Annotated in this window: 14 protein-coding genes; 1 reads left to right on the top strand and 13 read right to left on the bottom strand. The window is 72.4% G+C overall.

Going from position 1 to position 15,233, the window contains the following annotated elements; all coding sequences use genetic code 11:
- The first annotated feature begins 91 nt into the window (after window positions 1–91).
- The gene (locus BRM3_RS13065; protein ID WP_263593736.1) at window positions 92–721 is read left to right on the top strand and encodes a hypothetical protein; all 630 of its coding nucleotides are present in this window, start codon (window positions 92–94) and stop codon (window positions 719–721) included.
- Here BRM3_RS13065 and BRM3_RS13070 read toward each other — a convergent pair.
- The 13 genes from BRM3_RS13070 to thrS form a co-directional block, all read right to left on the bottom strand.
- Complete coding sequence (locus BRM3_RS13070; RefSeq protein WP_318152413.1) at window positions 690–3,035, bottom strand: RelA/SpoT family protein; 2,346 nt, start codon at window positions 3,033–3,035, stop codon at window positions 690–692. The genes BRM3_RS13065 and BRM3_RS13070 overlap by 32 nt on opposite strands.
- 82 nt (window positions 3,036–3,117) lie before the next feature.
- A complete protein-coding gene (locus BRM3_RS13075; protein ID WP_263593737.1) occupies window positions 3,118–3,690 on the bottom strand; it encodes an adenine phosphoribosyltransferase in 573 nt (190 codons plus the stop codon).
- A gap of 19 nt (window positions 3,691–3,709) precedes the next feature.
- Window positions 3,710–4,861, bottom strand: coding sequence for a protein translocase subunit SecF (gene secF, locus BRM3_RS13080; protein WP_263593738.1), 1,152 nt, complete (start codon window positions 4,859–4,861; stop codon window positions 3,710–3,712).
- Window positions 4,858–6,705 carry a protein translocase subunit SecD gene (secD, locus tag BRM3_RS13085; RefSeq protein ID WP_263593739.1) on the bottom strand — a complete coding sequence of 616 codons (1,848 nt, stop codon included), beginning with the start codon at window positions 6,703–6,705 and terminating at the stop codon, window positions 4,858–4,860. The genes secF and secD overlap by 4 nt, the downstream gene beginning before the upstream one ends.
- A gap of 61 nt (window positions 6,706–6,766) precedes the next feature.
- Window positions 6,767–7,165: a preprotein translocase subunit YajC gene (gene yajC, locus BRM3_RS13090; RefSeq protein WP_263593740.1), complete on the bottom strand. Its 399-nt coding sequence runs from the start codon at window positions 7,163–7,165 to the stop codon at window positions 6,767–6,769.
- Between the two features lie 120 nt (window positions 7,166–7,285).
- Window positions 7,286–8,389 carry a Holliday junction branch migration DNA helicase RuvB gene (gene ruvB, locus BRM3_RS13095; protein ID WP_263593741.1) on the bottom strand — a complete coding sequence of 368 codons (1,104 nt, stop codon included), beginning with the start codon at window positions 8,387–8,389 and terminating at the stop codon, window positions 7,286–7,288.
- Window positions 8,386–9,003 (bottom strand): Holliday junction branch migration protein RuvA, encoded by a 618-nt coding sequence (ruvA, locus tag BRM3_RS13100; RefSeq protein WP_263593742.1) that lies wholly within the window; start codon window positions 9,001–9,003, stop codon window positions 8,386–8,388. Before ruvA ends, ruvB begins: the two co-directional genes overlap by 4 nt.
- A 27-nt stretch (window positions 9,004–9,030) precedes the next feature.
- Window positions 9,031–9,621, bottom strand: a complete 591-nt coding sequence (gene ruvC / locus BRM3_RS13105; protein ID WP_263593743.1) for a crossover junction endodeoxyribonuclease RuvC — start codon at window positions 9,619–9,621, stop codon at window positions 9,031–9,033.
- Between the two features lie 12 nt (window positions 9,622–9,633).
- On the bottom strand, window positions 9,634–10,392 hold the full coding sequence (locus BRM3_RS13110; protein WP_263593744.1) for a YebC/PmpR family DNA-binding transcriptional regulator: 759 nt from the start codon (window positions 10,390–10,392) through the stop codon (window positions 9,634–9,636).
- Between the two features lie 209 nt (window positions 10,393–10,601).
- Window positions 10,602–11,966: a PrsW family intramembrane metalloprotease gene (locus tag BRM3_RS13115; RefSeq protein ID WP_263593745.1), complete on the bottom strand. Its 1,365-nt coding sequence runs from the start codon at window positions 11,964–11,966 to the stop codon at window positions 10,602–10,604.
- The gene (pgsA, locus tag BRM3_RS13120; RefSeq protein WP_263593746.1) at window positions 11,963–12,601 is read right to left on the bottom strand and encodes a phosphatidylinositol phosphate synthase; all 639 of its coding nucleotides are present in this window, start codon (window positions 12,599–12,601) and stop codon (window positions 11,963–11,965) included. The genes BRM3_RS13115 and pgsA overlap by 4 nt, the downstream gene beginning before the upstream one ends.
- Entirely contained in the window at window positions 12,601–13,194 is a 594-nt protein-coding gene (locus BRM3_RS13125; RefSeq protein WP_263593747.1) for an HIT family protein, read from the bottom strand. Before BRM3_RS13125 ends, pgsA begins: the two co-directional genes overlap by 1 nt.
- Window positions 13,191–15,191, bottom strand: coding sequence for a threonine--tRNA ligase (gene thrS, locus BRM3_RS13130; RefSeq protein ID WP_263593748.1), 2,001 nt, complete (start codon window positions 15,189–15,191; stop codon window positions 13,191–13,193). Before thrS ends, BRM3_RS13125 begins: the two co-directional genes overlap by 4 nt.
- Window positions 15,192–15,233: the final 42 nt, after the last annotated feature.

Genomic DNA, 15,233 nt, shown 5'->3' on the forward strand with positions numbered 1-15,233 from the left:
TCCGCGGCGCCCTGCCCTCCCCACACCGCCTTCTCCACAGCGGCGGGCGGCTCGCTTGGCGGACCGGACGGGGCACGGCATGCTCGCGGACATGTCCTCCCCCGCCGCTCTGCCCGTGCCCGCGCGCGTCCCCGCCTGCCGGGCCTGGTCGGCGCACGCCGAGGACCTCGCCCGCGAGCTGACGGCGCACACGCGCATCTGGCGGGACGACGCGACCGCCCGCTCGAACCGCCATCACGGCGATGTGCACGAGCTGCGGCCGGGCGTCTTCGTGCCCGTCGCCTACCTGACGTCGATGGCGGACCGGGCGGTGGCCGTCGGCTGCGCGCTCGGCGACCAGCTCCGGGCGTCGTTCGTGATCGCCGGACGCAGCGCGGCGTGGGTCTGCCTCGGCGGTCCCCCGCCCGCCGAGATCGACCTGGTGACGCTCGCCCGTCCGCACGCGCTCGCGGGCGTGCGCATGCGCGAGGCCCCGCTCGGACGCGAGGACGTCGAGGCGATCGGCGGCTGCCCCGTCACCGTCCCGGGGCGCACCGTGGTGGATCTGCTGCGCTACGCGCCCGATGCCGCGGCCGCCGCCGCGATGCTCGAGCACGGCCTGGTCGACGAGGACGACGTGCGGCGCCGTCTCGACGCGCTCGACGGGCGCCCGCACGCGCGCCAGGCCCGGGCCCGGTGGGCGGAGCTGCTCAGCGGGCCGCGAGCGTCCCGGGCTGCGTGACGTCGACCCGCTGGCCGTCCGCGGTGACCCGGTAGACGTCGTAGACGCCCTCGACCCGGCGCACGGCCGAGACGACCGACTGCAGATGCGAGGGGTCGGCGAGCTCGAAGGAGAAGTACGCGGTGGCCAGGCGGTCCGGCTGGGACTGGCACATGACCGACTGCAGGTTCACGTGCTGGTCGTTGATGACGAGCGAGAGGTCCGTCAGCAGCCGGCTGCGGTCCAGGGCCTCGACCTTGATGTGCACGAGGTACGCACTGCCGGACCGTCCGGACCAGCCCACCGGCACGATGCGGTCACTCTGGGTCTCGCGCAGCTGCCGCGCGTTCGTGCACTGCTCATGGTGCACGGAGATGCCCGAGCCGCGGGTCACGAAGCCGATGATCGGGTCTCCCGGCACCGGCGCGCAGCACTTGGCGAGCTTGACCCACAGATCGTCGTGGCCGTCGACGACGACGCCCTGGTCGGCGTCGTCCGTGCGCGGCACGTGCCGCGAGCGCGCCTTGGAGGGCAGCGTCATCTCGGCGACGTCCTCCGCCGCGCCCTCGCTCCCGCCGAACGACACCACGAGCCGATGGGTCACGGCGGCGGCGCTGACGTGGCCCTCGCCGATCGCGGCGTACAGCCCGTCGACGTCGGGGAAGTTGAGATCGGTCGCGACCGCCTGGAGCGTCGAATGGGTCAGCAGGCGGCGCATCGGCAGGTTCTGCTTGCGCAGGGACTTGGCGAGCTCGTCCTTGCCGCGCTCGAGCGCCTCCTCGCGCCGCTCCTTGGAGAACCACTGGCGGATCTTGGTGCGCGCCCGAGGGGACTTGACGAAGGTGAGCCAGTCGCGGCTGGGTCCGGCGCCCGCCGCCTTGGAGGTGAAGACCTCGACCACGTCGCCCGTCTCGAGGGTCGACTCGAGCGAGACGAGGCGCCCGTTGACCCGGGCCCCCATGGTGCGGTGGCCGACCTCGGTGTGCACCGAGTAGGCGAAGTCGACGGGGGTGGCGCCCTGCGGGAGCACGATCACGTCGCCCTTGGGCGTGAAGACGTACACCTCCTGGGTGTTGATCTCGAAGCGCAGCGACTCGAGGAACTCCCCCGAGTCCGCCGTGTCCTTCTGCCATTCCATGAGCTGGCGCAGCCACGCCATCTCCTGGTTGCCGGCGCGCGCCATTTCGCCGGGCCCGGACATGGCCTTGTACTTCCAGTGCGCGGCGACGCCGTACTCGGCGCGGCGGTGCATCTCGCGGGTGCGGATCTGGATCTCGACGGGCTTGCCCGTCGGCCCGATCACCGTCGTGTGCAGCGACTGGTACAGGTTGAACTTGGGCAGCGCGATGTAGTCCTTGAACCGCCCGGGCACGGGCGACCAGCGGGCGTGCAGGATGCCGAGCACGCCGTAGCAGTCGCGCACCGAGTCCACGAGCACCCGGATCCCCACCAGGTCGTAGATGTCGGCGAAGTCGCGGCCGCGCACGATCATCTTCTGGTAGATCGAGTAGTAGTGCTTGGGCCGCCCGCTCACCTCGGCCTTGATCCGGGCGTGGCGCAGGTCGTCGTTGATCTGGCTCGTGACGGCGGCGAGGTACTGGTCGCGGGCGGGGGCGTGCTGGGCCACGAGCGCGACGATCTCGTCGTAGACCTTGGGGTAGAGCGCCCGGAACGAGAGGTCCTCGAGCTCCCACTTCATGGTGTTCAGGCCGAGGCGATGGGCCAGCGGCGCGTAAATCTCGAGGGTCTCGCGGGCCTTCTTCTCCGCGGAGGCGGCCGAGACGTACTTCCAGGTGCGGGCGTTGTGGAGGCGGTCCGCGAGCTTGATGAGCAGCACCCGGATGTCGCGGCTCATCGCCACGATCATCTTGCGCACCGTCTCGGCCTGCGCGGCCTCGCCGTAGGTCAGCTTGTCGAGCTTGGTCACGCCGTCGACGAGGAGCGCGATCTCCTCGCCGAACTCCGCGCGCAGCCGGTCCAGGGAGTAGTCGGTGTCCTCGACCGTGTCGTGCAGGAGCGCGGCGGCCAGGACCTCCTTGGGCGACCCCAGCTCGGCCAGGATCGTGGCGACCGACACCGGATGCGTGATGTAGGGGTCGCCGCTCTTGCGGAACTGCCCGCGGTGCGCCTGCTCGGCGACGTGGTAGGCGCGCTCGATGAGCGCCGTGTCCTCCTTGCCGTTCGCGCGGGTGACGACCTGCAGGAGCGGCTCGAGGATGCGGTCGACGCCGGCGGGCCGGGCGCCGAAGAAGCCGCGCCGGGAGCGACGGGGTCGCGGTGCCGGGGCGGTGTCGGTCTCGCGCGCCGGGGTGCTCGTGCTGTCACCGTCGTCCACGTCGGGCCTCCCTTCGCTGGCGGCCCAGTCTACTCAGCGCGCGGGGTGCTCCGACCATGTGACGTTGCGCGCAGAGCGGACGTCAGTTGGGCACGCTCCACACGGCGTCGACGGGCAGGTCGCCGAGCTTCTCGCGGCCTCCGAGGCCCTCGAGCTCGATGAGGAAGGACGCGCCGAGCAGCTCGGCGTCGAAGTCGCGCACGAGCTCGATGGTGGCCGCCGCGGTGCCGCCCGTGGCCAGCAGATCGTCGACGATCACGGTGCGGGCCCCCGCGGGCAGACCGCCCTGGGCGATCTCGACGGTCGCGGTGCCGTACTCGAGCGCGTAGGAGACGCTGCGCGGGGAGCCGGGGAGCTTGCCGGCCTTGCGCACGGGCACGAAGCCGACGCCGAGCTCGTAGGCGAGCGGCGCCCCGAGCACGAAGCCGCGCGCCTCGGTGCCCACGATGTATTCGACGTCCGGCGGCAGGATCGAGCACCAGTACGCGATCACGCGGCGCATGGCGGCGCCGTCGGCGAGCAGCGGGGTGATGTCGCGGAACAGCACGCCGGGCTCGGGGAAGTCGGGGAACTCGGCGATGTGGGACCGCATGAGCGCGGCGATCTCGTCCCGATCGGGCGCGCCGGCGCTCTCGGAGAAGCGGCTCGTGGTCATGTGTCCCTCCCGGGGATCATCAGTGGCGCCGACGGCGCGTGGTGCGCCGGGGCTGGACGCGGGCGGGGGCGCCGCTGCGGCCGGTGGACGTCGAGGGCGCGTCCGGAGCGGTGCCGCGGTCCGCGGCGCTCTCGTCCGCGGCCTCGGGCGCGCCGGGGGCCGGGGCCGCGACGGGCTCCGGCTCGGGCGCCGCGGCGGAGGCCGCGCGGGCCCGTGCGATCTCGGCGTCGTGGGCGACGATCGCGCCCTCACGGCGACGCAGGTCCGTCAGGATGCCCGGCGCGAGGAAGATCGACGAGTAGGTGCCGGCGAGGATGCCCACGAACAGGGCCAGCGCGATGTCCTTGAGGGTTCCCGCCCCCAGCACGAACGCGCCGATCACGAGGATCGAGCCGACCGGCAGGAGCGCCACGACCGAGGTGTTGATCGAGCGCACCAGGGTCTGGTTGGCGGCGAGCTCGACGGACTCCTCGTAGGTGAGCGTGCCCGCGGACAGGTCCGCGGTGTTCTCGCGCACCTTGTCGAACACGACCACGGTGTCGTAGATCGAGTACCCCAGGATGGTGAGGAACCCGATCACGGTCGCGGGCGTGATCTCGAAGCCGACCGCGACGTACACGACGGCGGTCAGCAGCATGTCGTGCACGAGGGCGATGAGGGCCGCGAGCGAGGCCTTGAGGTTGCGGAAGTACAGGGCCATCACGGTGCCCACGAGCACGAGGAAGACCACGACGGCGCGCAGGGCGGTGAAGGTGACGTCGCTGCCCCACGTCGGCCCGATGAACGAGCTCGAGACGTCGGAGGCGGGCACGCCGTAGGCGGTCGCGAGGTCCTCGGCCAGGGCCGTGGTCTCGTCGGAGGAGAGCTGCTCGGTCTGGACGCGCAGCGCCGAGCTGCCGATCACGCTGATCTTGGGCTCGTTGTCCGGGACGTGCTCGCGCACGACGTCGCGGGCGTGGTCCTGGTCGGTGGTCTGCACGCCCGAGATCTGGAACTCCGAGCCGCCCACGAACTCGATGCCGGGGTTGGGGCCGCGCAGCACGGCGATCGTGCCGAGCACGATCAGCACGATCGCGCTGATCAGGTAGAACGTGCGGCGACGACGGATCAGCGGATAGGACCGCGCCCCCGTGTGGAGGTCGTTGCCGAAGGAGGAGAAGCTCGAGCTCATCGGGTGCCCTCCTCGTCGGTGCGGTCCTGCGGGGTCGGGTCCTCGGGCGGCGGCGCCGCGCCCTCGGCCGCCTCGGCCTCCTCGCGGGCCCGACGGGCCTTGCGGGCCGCGAGCGACTCCGTCGGCGCGGCCTCGGCGTCGCGGCGACGGCGGGACGCCGTGTCGCGCACCCGGCCGCGGCCCGCGTAGGCGGGCAGGTCACGGCCGAGGGCGGCCGGGTCGAGACCGCTGAGCGGGTGCCCCTTGCCGAAGAACCGGGTACGCGCGAGCATCTGCAGCAGCGGGTGGGTGAACAGGAAGACCACCACGAGGTCGAGCAGCGTGGTCAGGCCGAGGGTGAAGGCGAAGCCGCGCACACTGCCCGTCGACAGCACGTACAGCACGACGGCGGCGATGATGTTGACGGTGTCGGAGGCCACGATCGTGCGCCGGGCCCGCTGCCAGCCGTTGTCGACGGCGCTCACGATGCCGCGGCCGTCGCGGATCTCGTCGCGGACCCTCTCGAAGTACACGATGAACGAGTCGGCGGTGAAGCCGATCGCGACGATCAGGCCGGCGACGCCCGCGAGCGAGAGCCGGTAGCCGATCTCGGGCATGTTCGACATGACCGTGATGACGCCGTAGGCCATGGCGCCCATCACCGCGAGGCTCGCGGTCGTGACGATCGCGAGCACCCGGTACTGCGCGATCGCGTAGAGCACGACGAGGACCAGGCCGATGAGGCCCGCGATGAGGCCCTTCTCGAGCTGGTCGGAGCCGAGCGTCGAGGAGATCTGCTGCTCGGACTGCACCGTGAACTTGAGCGGCAGGGCGCCGAACTTGAGCTGGTCGGCGAGCTGCTGGGCGCTGTCCTGGGTGAAGTTGCCCGTGATCGACGCCGACGACGAGGTCGGGGCGGTGACCTGCGGCGCGGAGATGACGGTGCCGTCGAGCACCATCGCGAACTGCCCGGTCGCGCCCTCACCCTTGTAGAGCGCGGTGGTGAGGGCCCCGAACTGCTCCGAGGCGCCCTCCTGGAAGGTCATGTTGACCTCGTAGCCGCCCGTCGACTGGCCCGAGGAGTTGACGGCGGGGCCGACGGTCGCGTTCTTGACGCCGCTGCCGGGCACGGCCTCCGGCCCCAGCAGGTACTTGGCCTGCCCGGCCTCGTCGCACAGCACGACGATGTCGCCCGTGCCGGCCTTCTCGGCGTTGTCCGCCAGCGCCCGTGGGTCCGCGCAGCTCGCGTCGGCGAAGATCTGCTGGGCCTCGGGGGTGAGCTGATCGGCCGACCAGGGGGCCACGCCCCCGCTGCCCGCTCCGCCGGCGTCGGACGCGCCCCCGGCATCGGAGGCGCCTCCCGCGTCCGAGGCGCCGCTCGTGCCCTCGGCGGGGCCGACCACGGCGGGGGTGGTGCTCGCCGGGATGCTGCCGGCGTCCGAGGCCCCCGACGCGTCGGAGGCGCCGCCACCGTCGGAGGCGCCGCCGCCGTCGGCGATCGCGAGCACGGGCCGGAACGACATGGCCGCCGTGCGCCGCAGCGCGTCGGACGTGTGCTGGTCGAGCGTGCCGGGCACGTCGACCACGATGTTGGTGCCGCCCTGCACGCTGATCTCGGTCTCGGCGACGCCCATCGCGTTGATGCGCGCGGCCATGATCTGCCGGGCCTGGTCCATCGAGTCGCCCGTGACGGGCGAGCCGTCGAGCGAGGACGCGGTCAGGATGACCTGCGTGCCGCCCTCGAGATCGAGGGCGAGCTTGGGCAGCGGCTCCCATCCGCCTCGGGCCACTCCCAGGCCGATGCCGCCTCCGAGGACGACAAGGATGACGGCCAGGGCGGCCAGGGCGATACGGCGTACGGGCATGGGCGGAGGGTCCTCGGACGGATGAGGGGCCTGCCTCGCGGCTCGGGGCCGCGCGGCGAGGTCAGCGGCGGTCGGTGTCCCGCGAGGTCACACCGGGGATGTCACGCTCGTCGCGCACGGTCTCGACGGGATCGACGACGTCGTCCGCACCGTCGTGCGCGGCGACCTCGCCCTCGCCCTCGACGACGGGAGCCTCGTCGGTCGGCTCGACCTTCATCGAGATCGCGGCGCGGGCCCACTTCAGCTGGGCACCGGACTCGGACTCGAGGATCACGGTGTCGCCGAACTCCTCGACGATGATGCCGTAGAAGCCCGAGTGCGTGCGCACCTCGTCGCCGACGCCGAGCTGGGAGAGACGTTCCTGCTGCTGACGCTGCGCCTTCTTCTGGCGGTTCGACATGAGCAGCATCGGGATCATCATCACGGCGAAGACGACCAGGAGCAGAAGAATCGGGTCCACGAGGATCCTTTCGTCGGCGCGCCCAGGGGCGCTCGGGTGGCGCGGTCACTCTACCCGACCGGCCCTGAGAGGAGGGTGGACGAGAGGGGTGGGGTGTGACTCACCCCGCCCGCGGACGGCTCAGAAACGGCCGAGCGTCGGGGAGGCGCCGGCCGAGGGATCCGGACTCTCCTCCCCGAGGTGGGCCCAGGTGGCGGGCGTCGCGACGCGGCCCCGAGGGGTGCGGGAGATGAGGCCCTCGCGCACGAGGAACGGCTCGACCATCGTCTCGACCGTCTCGGTCTCCTCGCCGACGGCGACGGCGAGCGTCGACAGCCCCACCGGTCCCCCGGCGAAGCGCTCGCACAGGGCTCGCAGGACGGCGCGGTCGAGGCGGTCGAGCCCGCGCTCGTCGACCTCGTAGACCACGAGCGCGGCGCGGGCGGCCTCAAGGTCGATGCGCCCGCTGCCGCGCACCTCCGACCAGTCCCGCACGCGCCGCAGGAGCCGGTTGGCGATGCGGGGCGTGCCGCGCGAGCGCGAGGCGATCTCGGCGGCGGCCTCGTGGTCCACCTCGACGCCCAGACGCTGTCCCGAGCGCAGCACGACCGTGAGCAGCTCGTCGGGGCGGTAGTAGTCCAGGTGGCCCGTGAAGCCGAAGCGGTCGCGCAGGGGCGAGGGCAGCAGCCCCGCCCGCGTCGTCGCGCCGACCGCGGTGAAGGGGGGCAGCTCGAGCGGGATCGAGGTCGCGCCCACGCCCTTGCCGACCACGACGTCGACCCGGAAGTCCTCCATCGCCATGTAGAGCATCTCCTCGGCGGGACGCGCGAGGCGATGGATCTCGTCGATGAACAGCACCTCGCCCTCCTCGAGGGAGGACAGGATCGCGGCGAGGTCGCCCGCGTGCTGCACGGCCGGCCCCGAGGTGATGCGCAGCGGCGCGTTGAGCTCGGCGGCGATGATCATCGCCAGCGTCGTCTTGCCGAGCCCGGGCGGGCCCGAGAGCAGGACGTGCTCGGGTGCGCGTCCCCGCGCGGAGGCCGCGTCGAGCACGAGGGACAGCTGCTCGCGCACGACCCCCTGGCCGACGAACTCCTCGAGCCGGCGGGGACGCAGGGCCGCTTCGGCGGCGCGCTCGATCGCCGAGGACTCGGCGCTCGTGAGCGAGCGGTCGGCGGGCGAGGCGGCGCTGCGGGCGGTCGCGTCGAGGCCGGACTCGAAGGCGCCCGATCCGGGGTCCGTCATCGGGTGCCGCCGAGCGTGCGCAGGGCCGTGCGCAGGAGCGCGCCCGGCTCGACGGTCTCGTCCTCGGCATCGGCGAGGGCCCGGTCGACGGCGTCGGCGGCGGCCTTCTCGGGCCAGCCGAGACCGATCAGGGCCTGGGCGACGTCGGCGCCGACGCCCGGCGCGGGGGTCGCGGGCACGGCCGGGGCCGTCGCCTCGGCGGTCGGGGCGGAGGGCGCTCCCAGCCGGTCCTTGAGCTCGAGCACCATGCGCTGGGCGACCTTGGGGCCGATCCCGGGGGTGCGGGTGATCGCGGCGGTGTCGCCCGTGGCGACCGCGCGCCGCAGATCGTCCGGGGTGAGCACGGCCAGCACCGCGAGCGCGATGCGCGGGCCGATCCCCGAGACCGACTGCACGATCCGGAAGACCTCGGTCTCCTCCGGGCGGGGGAAGCCGAACAGGGTCAGGGAGTCCTCGCGCACGACGAGCTCGGTGTGCATGGTCAGCTCCTGGCCGTGCCGCGCGTCGGCGAGGGCCTGGGGGGTGGTGCGGACCGCGAAGCCGACGCCCGAGACGTCGAGGACGAGGGCGTCGAGGGAGATGGCGGCCACGCGCCCGGTGAGAGTGGAGATCACGGGGACAACCCTAGAACGTGTGTTCGATCAGAAGCGGGAGGTGGAGGATTCCCGGGCGTGCCGGGCCGAGCGCTCGGCCTGCGCCCACACCGCCTGGGCGCTCGTGCGGGCCGCGCCCGCGGCGTCGAGGCGCACCGGACCGGGGCCGCGCCACAGCTGGGTGAGCGCGATCGCGAGGGCGTCGGCCGCATCGGCCGGCCGCGGCGGACCGGACAGCCCCAGCAGCTTGACCAGCATGGTCTGGATCTGCTTCTTGTCGGCCCGGCCGTTGCCGGTCACGGCCGCCTTGACCTCGCTCGGCGTGTGCATCGCGATCGGGATGCCGCGCTCGGCGGCGAGCAGGATCGCGATCCCGGAGACCTGGGCGGTGCCCATCACGGTCGGCGTGTTGTTCTGGCTGAACACGCGCTCGACGGCGACGACGTCGGGCACGTGCAGCTCGATCACCTCGCGCAGCCCGCGCGAGATCGCGAGCAGCCGACGGTCGATCGGGTCGTCCGGGCTCGACCGCACCACGCCGACGTCGACGAGGTGGGCGCCGCGCCCGGCACCGGCGTCGAGCACGCCGACGCCGCAGCGGGTGAGACCGGGGTCGACCCCGAGGACCCTCAGCGGCATGGGACCGCCTGCTCAGGCCTCGTCGTCGAGCTGGGCCGCGACGTCGTCGGGGATCTCGATGTTGGTGTAGACGTTCTGCACGTCGTCGCTGTCCTCGAGCGCGTCGATCAGGCGGAACACCTTCTGGGCGCCGTCGAGATCGACCTCGGTGCGCATGTTCGGCACGAACTGCGCCTCGGCGCTGTCGTAGTCGATGCCCGCCTGCTGCAGGGCCGTGCGCACGGCGACCACGTCAGTGGCCTCGCAGACGATCTCGAAGGTGTCGCCCTCGTCGTTGATCTCCTCGGCGCCGGCGTCGAGCACGGTCTCGAGCAGCTCGTCCTCGGTGTGCTCCGCCTTGGGCAGGGTGACCACGCCCTTGCGCTGGAACATGTAGGACACCGAGCCGGAGTCGGCCATGTTGCCGCCGTTGCGGCTGAAGGCCACGCGGACCTCGGAGACGGCGCGGTTCTTGTTGTCGGTCAGGCACTCGACGAGCACGGCGACGCCGCCGGGCGCGTAGCCCTCGTACATGAGGGTCTGGTAGTCGGCGCCGCCGGCCTCCTGGCCGCCGCCGCGCTTGACGGCGCGGTCGATGTTGTCATTGGGGACCGAGGTCTTCTTGGCCTTCTGGATGGCGTCGAACAGCGTCGGGTTGCCCGCGGGGTCGGCGCCGCCCGTGCGGGCCGCGACCTCGATGTTCTTGATGAGCTTGGCGAACAGCTTGCCGCGCTTGGCATCGATCGCGGCCTTCTTGTGCTTGGTCGTCGCCCACTTGGAATGACCCGACATGACTCTCCTTCACAGCTGGGGTGTCCGCTCTCGCGCCCGCGGAGCCGGGACGGGGACCGAGAGGGCCGGGCCCACGAGGCCCTGACCCGCGAGGTCCGGGCCCGGAGGACACAGGACGGCACGAGGCGCGCCTCACCATTGTACGAGGGCGCTGTGCTCCCCCTGTCCACGTCCACCGAGGGTGGACGCGGCGCGGCCTGCCGCGGCCCTCACGAGGCGACGCGCTCCGGCGTGTCCGTGGGCGCCCCGGCCGGGGCCGGGCGGGCGACGGGGCGGGTCAGCGCATCGATCAGGCGGCGGTCGGAGGTGATCCGCTCGAGCAGGTCGCGCTCGTCGCGGCGGATCCGCTCGGTGCGGCGACGGGCGTGCCGGGCGCTGTTGCGATCCATCGCGAGTTGGACCGCGGCGCGGATCAGGTCGCGCATGGCGGTGCGGGCGTTGGCGCCGTGGCGCGCGGCCCACGCCTCGGCGCGGCGGCGCGAGCGCATCGAGAGCATCATCGTGACCTCGTCGGGCGTGAACCAGCCCGCGCGCCCGTAGGCGCTCAGCTGGCGACGCACGATCGTCCGCTCGCGCCATCGCAGCCACGCCATGATCGCCGCGAGGATCAGGAAGATCGGGATCTGCACGATCGCGTAGTAGGTCAGGAAGCCCCGCAGCGGCTCCTCGGGGTCCACGTCGATGAAGAACGTCGCGCCGTTCCACAGGGCGTGCAGGCACATGCCGAGCGAGAGGCCGCCGATGCCGAGGCCGATGTACAGCGGCAGCGAGCGGCGCTCGGCGGCGATGCCGATCCCGAGGCCCGCGAGCGATGTGAAGCCGGCGTGCGCGAACGGCGACATGAGGCCGCGCATCAGGAAGGTCTGCCAGAACGCGGAGGTCTCCCCCGCCGCCTGCGACTGCGCGAAGGCCTGCCCGAAGTACAGGATGTTCTCGGTGAAGGCGAAGCCGCCCGCGATGAGCACGGCGTACACCACCCCGTCGAGGGGACCGGAGATGTAGCGCCGGCCAAACAGGAGGAGCACGAGCAGCCCGGCGGACTTCATCGACTCCTCGACGATCGGGGCCTGCACGACCGCGCCCAGGAACTGCGCGACATCGGCCTCGGTGTCCTCGCCGATCAGGGTGAGCTCGACGACCGTGCCGATGACGAGCGCGAGAGCGACGGACATGGCCGCTCCCCAGCCGAAGGCGAACAGGAGCGTGCTGCGGGGCTGGGGCGTGTAGCGGTCGAGCCACCACACGGCCGCCAGCACGATCGCGACGGGCACGAGCGCCGTCGTGAAGGCGACGAGCGCGGTGCCCGGCCCGATCTTCACGGCGACGTAGACGGACACGCCCGCCGCGATGAGCGCGAGCAGGGCGAAGCCGCCGATCCAGGCGGCCCGGCGGACCCAGGGCCTCCGTGCCCGCGCGGGCGCGGCCGGCCCCTCCCCCAGGCTGCCCGGGCCCCGCGGGTCGCTGCGGGCGACGTCGTACGCGTAGCGCCCCTCGTCACCCGGCACGGGAGGCGGCGGCCCGCCCGCGGCGCGGTCGCGCCCGGGGGCCGGGGGGATCGGGGGCGCGCCGCTCACGGCGAGACCTGCACGTCCGGGGCGGGCCGGCCCTGGCGATGGACCTCGACCATGCGCTGACCCACGGTCCACGCGCTCCCGGCGACCAGGATCGCCATCGCGACGAGCATCGTCCACGGCCCTACGAGCCCGGCCAGGAACGTGCCGATGAGGATCACGACGAACCGGTCGGCGCGTTCCATGAGACCGACGTCGGCGGTCATGCCGAGGGACTGCGCGCGCGCCTTGGCGTAGGACACGGCCGCGCCGAGCACGACCGCGGCGAGCGCGAGCACGCCGCACGCGATGGTGAGCGGGCCGCGATCGGCGACGGCGAGGTAGTGGACGGCCAGGGCGCCCAGCACGACCCCGTCGGCGATGCGGTCGAGGGTCGAGTCGAGGAAGGCGCCCCATGGGCTCGAGGTGCCCGTCATGCGTGCGACCAGGCCGTCGAGGCTGTCGGCGAGCACCACGAGCGTCAGCACGATCGGGCCGATCACGAGGTGGCCGGGGATCAGCAGCACGAGCGCGAGCACGCACGTGAGGATCGTGCCGGTCCAGGTGATGAGGTCGGGTGTGATGTGCCAGCGCACGAGCATGCGTGCGACGGGCGAGAACGCCGTGCCGACCGCGGGGCGGGCCTCGCGTCCGAGCATCAGGCCCCCCTCCCCTCGCCGCCGGGCTCCGGCCATGCTTCGGCGTACTGGCGGCGCGTGTCGGCCAGGAGGATCGGGAGGGCCTTGGTCCGCCCGACGATCGGCAGGAAGTTCGCGTCGCCCTCCCAGCGGGGCACGACGTGCTGGTGCAGGTGGGCGGCGATCCCGGCGCCGGCCACCGCGCCCTGGTTCATGCCCAGGTTGAAGCCGGCGGGCCCGCTCACCTCGCGGATCACGCGCATCGCGGTGCGGGTCAGCTCGGCCACCTCGAGCACCTCGTCCTGCGTCAGCTCCGTGTAGTCGGCGACGTGGCGGTACGGGCACACGAGCAGGTGCCCGCTGTTGTAGGGGAACAGGTTGAGGATCACGAAGGCGGTGCTCCCGCGGTGGACGATGAGGGCGTCCTCGTCCGAGCGCTGCGGCCCGGCGCAGAAGGGGCACTGCTCGGCGTCCAAGGGATCGGCCGGCTTGCCCTCGCCCTGGATGTAGACCATCCGGTGCGGCGTCCACAGCCGCTCGAGGCCGTCGGGCTCTCCGGGGAAGTCGCCCGCCGCGTCGATCCGCACGTGCTCGTCGCTCCCGGGGGCGCTCACACCTGCGCCTTGTCCCGGATGGCCGCGACGATGCGCTCGACCGCCTCGTCGACGGGGATCCCGTTGTCCTGGCTGCCGTCGCGCATGCGGAAGGACACGGCGCCGACCGCCTGGTCCTCGCCGCCCGCGATGAGCAGGTAGGGCACCTTCTCCTTGGTGCGGGTACGGATCTTCTTCTGCATGCGGTCGTCCGAGGCGTCGATCTCGACGCGCACGCCGCGGGCGCGCAGCTTCCCGGCGACCTCCTCGAGATACGGCACGTACTCGGCGGCGACGGGGATGCCGACCACCTGGACCGGGGCGAGCCAGACGGGGAACGCGCCGGCGTAGTGCTCGAGGAGCACGCCGAAGAAGCGCTCGATCGAGCCGAACAGGGCCCGATGGATCATGACCGGGCGCTGGCGCGAGCCGTCGGGGGCGGTGTACTCGAGCTCGAAGAGCTCGGGCTCGAAGAAGTCGAGCTGGATCGTGGAGAGTTGCCAGGTGCGCCCGATCGCGTCCTTGGCCTGCACCGAGATCTTGGGGCCGTAGAACGCGGCGCCGCCCGGGTCGGGGACGAGGGCGAGCCCGGAGGCGGTCGCGACCTCCTCGAGGGTGGCCGTCGCCTCCTCCCAGGTGGCGTCGTCGCCGACGGACTTCTCGGGATCGCGCGTGGACAGCTCGAGGTAGAAGTCGTCGAGGCCGTAGTCGCGCAGGAGGTCGAGCACGAAGCCGAGCAGGCTCGCTAGCTCCTCCTTCATCTGCTCGCGGGTGGTGTAGATGTGCGCGTCGTCCTGGGTGAACCCGCGGGCCCGGGTGAGGCCGTGCACGACACCGGACTTCTCGTACCGGTAGACGCTGCCGAACTCGAACAGGCGCAGCGGCAGCTCGCGGTAGGAGCGGCCCCGGGAGCGGTAGACGAGGTTGTGCATCGGGCAGTTCATGGGCTTGAGGTAGTAGTCCTGGCCCTGCTTGGTGACGTTGCCCTCCGCGTCCGTCTCCTCGTCGATATGCATGGGCGGGTACATGCCGTCGGCGTACCACTCGAGGTGCTTCGAGGTCTCGAAGAGGTTCTTCTTGGTGATGTGCGGGGTGTTGACGAAGGAGTAGCCGGCCTCGACGTGGCGGCGACGCGAGTAGTCCTCCATCTCCATGCGGATCATCGCGCCCTTGGGATGGAACACCGGCAGACCGGAGCCGATCTCGTCGGGGAACGAGAACAGGTCGAGCTCGGCGCCGAGGCGGCGGTGGTCGCGGCGCTCGGCCTCGGCGATGCGCTCCTGGTAGGCACGCAGCTCGTCCTTGCTGGGCCAGGCGGTGCCGTAGATGCGCTGGAGCATCGGATTCTTCTCGCTGCCCCGCCAGTAGGCGGCGGCCGAGCGCGTGAGCGCGAAGCCGTTGCCGATGAGCTTCGTGGTGGGCAGGTGGGGGCCCCGGCACAGGTCGGTCCAGACCACCTCGCCGCGGCGGTTGACGTTGTCGTACATGGTCAGGCCGCCCTCGCCGACCTCGACGTTCGCGCCCTCGGCGGCGTCCGAGGCGGTCGACTTGAGCCCGATCAGCTCGAGCTTGTAGGGCTCGTCGCGCTCCTCGGCGCGGGCGTCGTCGTCGCTGATCTCGCGGCGGACGAAGCGCTGCCCCTCCTTGATGATCCGGTTCATCTCCTTCTCGAGCGCCTTGAGCGAGTCGGGGGTGAACGGCTCGGCGACGTCGAAGTCGTAGTAGAAGCCGTCGGTGATGGGCGGGCCGATGCCGAGCTTCGCGTCGGGGTTGACCTTCTGCACGGCCTGCGCGAGCACGTGGGCGGCGCTGTGGCGCAGGATCGACAGGCCGTCGTCGCTGCCCAGCTCCACGCCCTCGACGATCTGTCCGGCCGCGAGCGGCGTCCCGAGGTCGCGCAGCTCTCCGTCGATGCGCAGGGCCACGACGTCGGTGCGACCGGCGAAGACGTCCGTCCCGGTGCTGCCCTCCTCGATCTGCTGCTCGATGCCGTCGAGGGTGATGGCGTACTGGGCCACGGGGTCTCCTTGGGTTCGGTGCGATCCGGCCTACCGTGCCGG

Origin of the sequence: Brachybacterium huguangmaarense (genome assembly GCF_025725725.1) — a bacterium.
Classification (GTDB): Bacteria; Actinomycetota; Actinomycetes; order Actinomycetales; family Dermabacteraceae; genus Brachybacterium; species Brachybacterium huguangmaarense.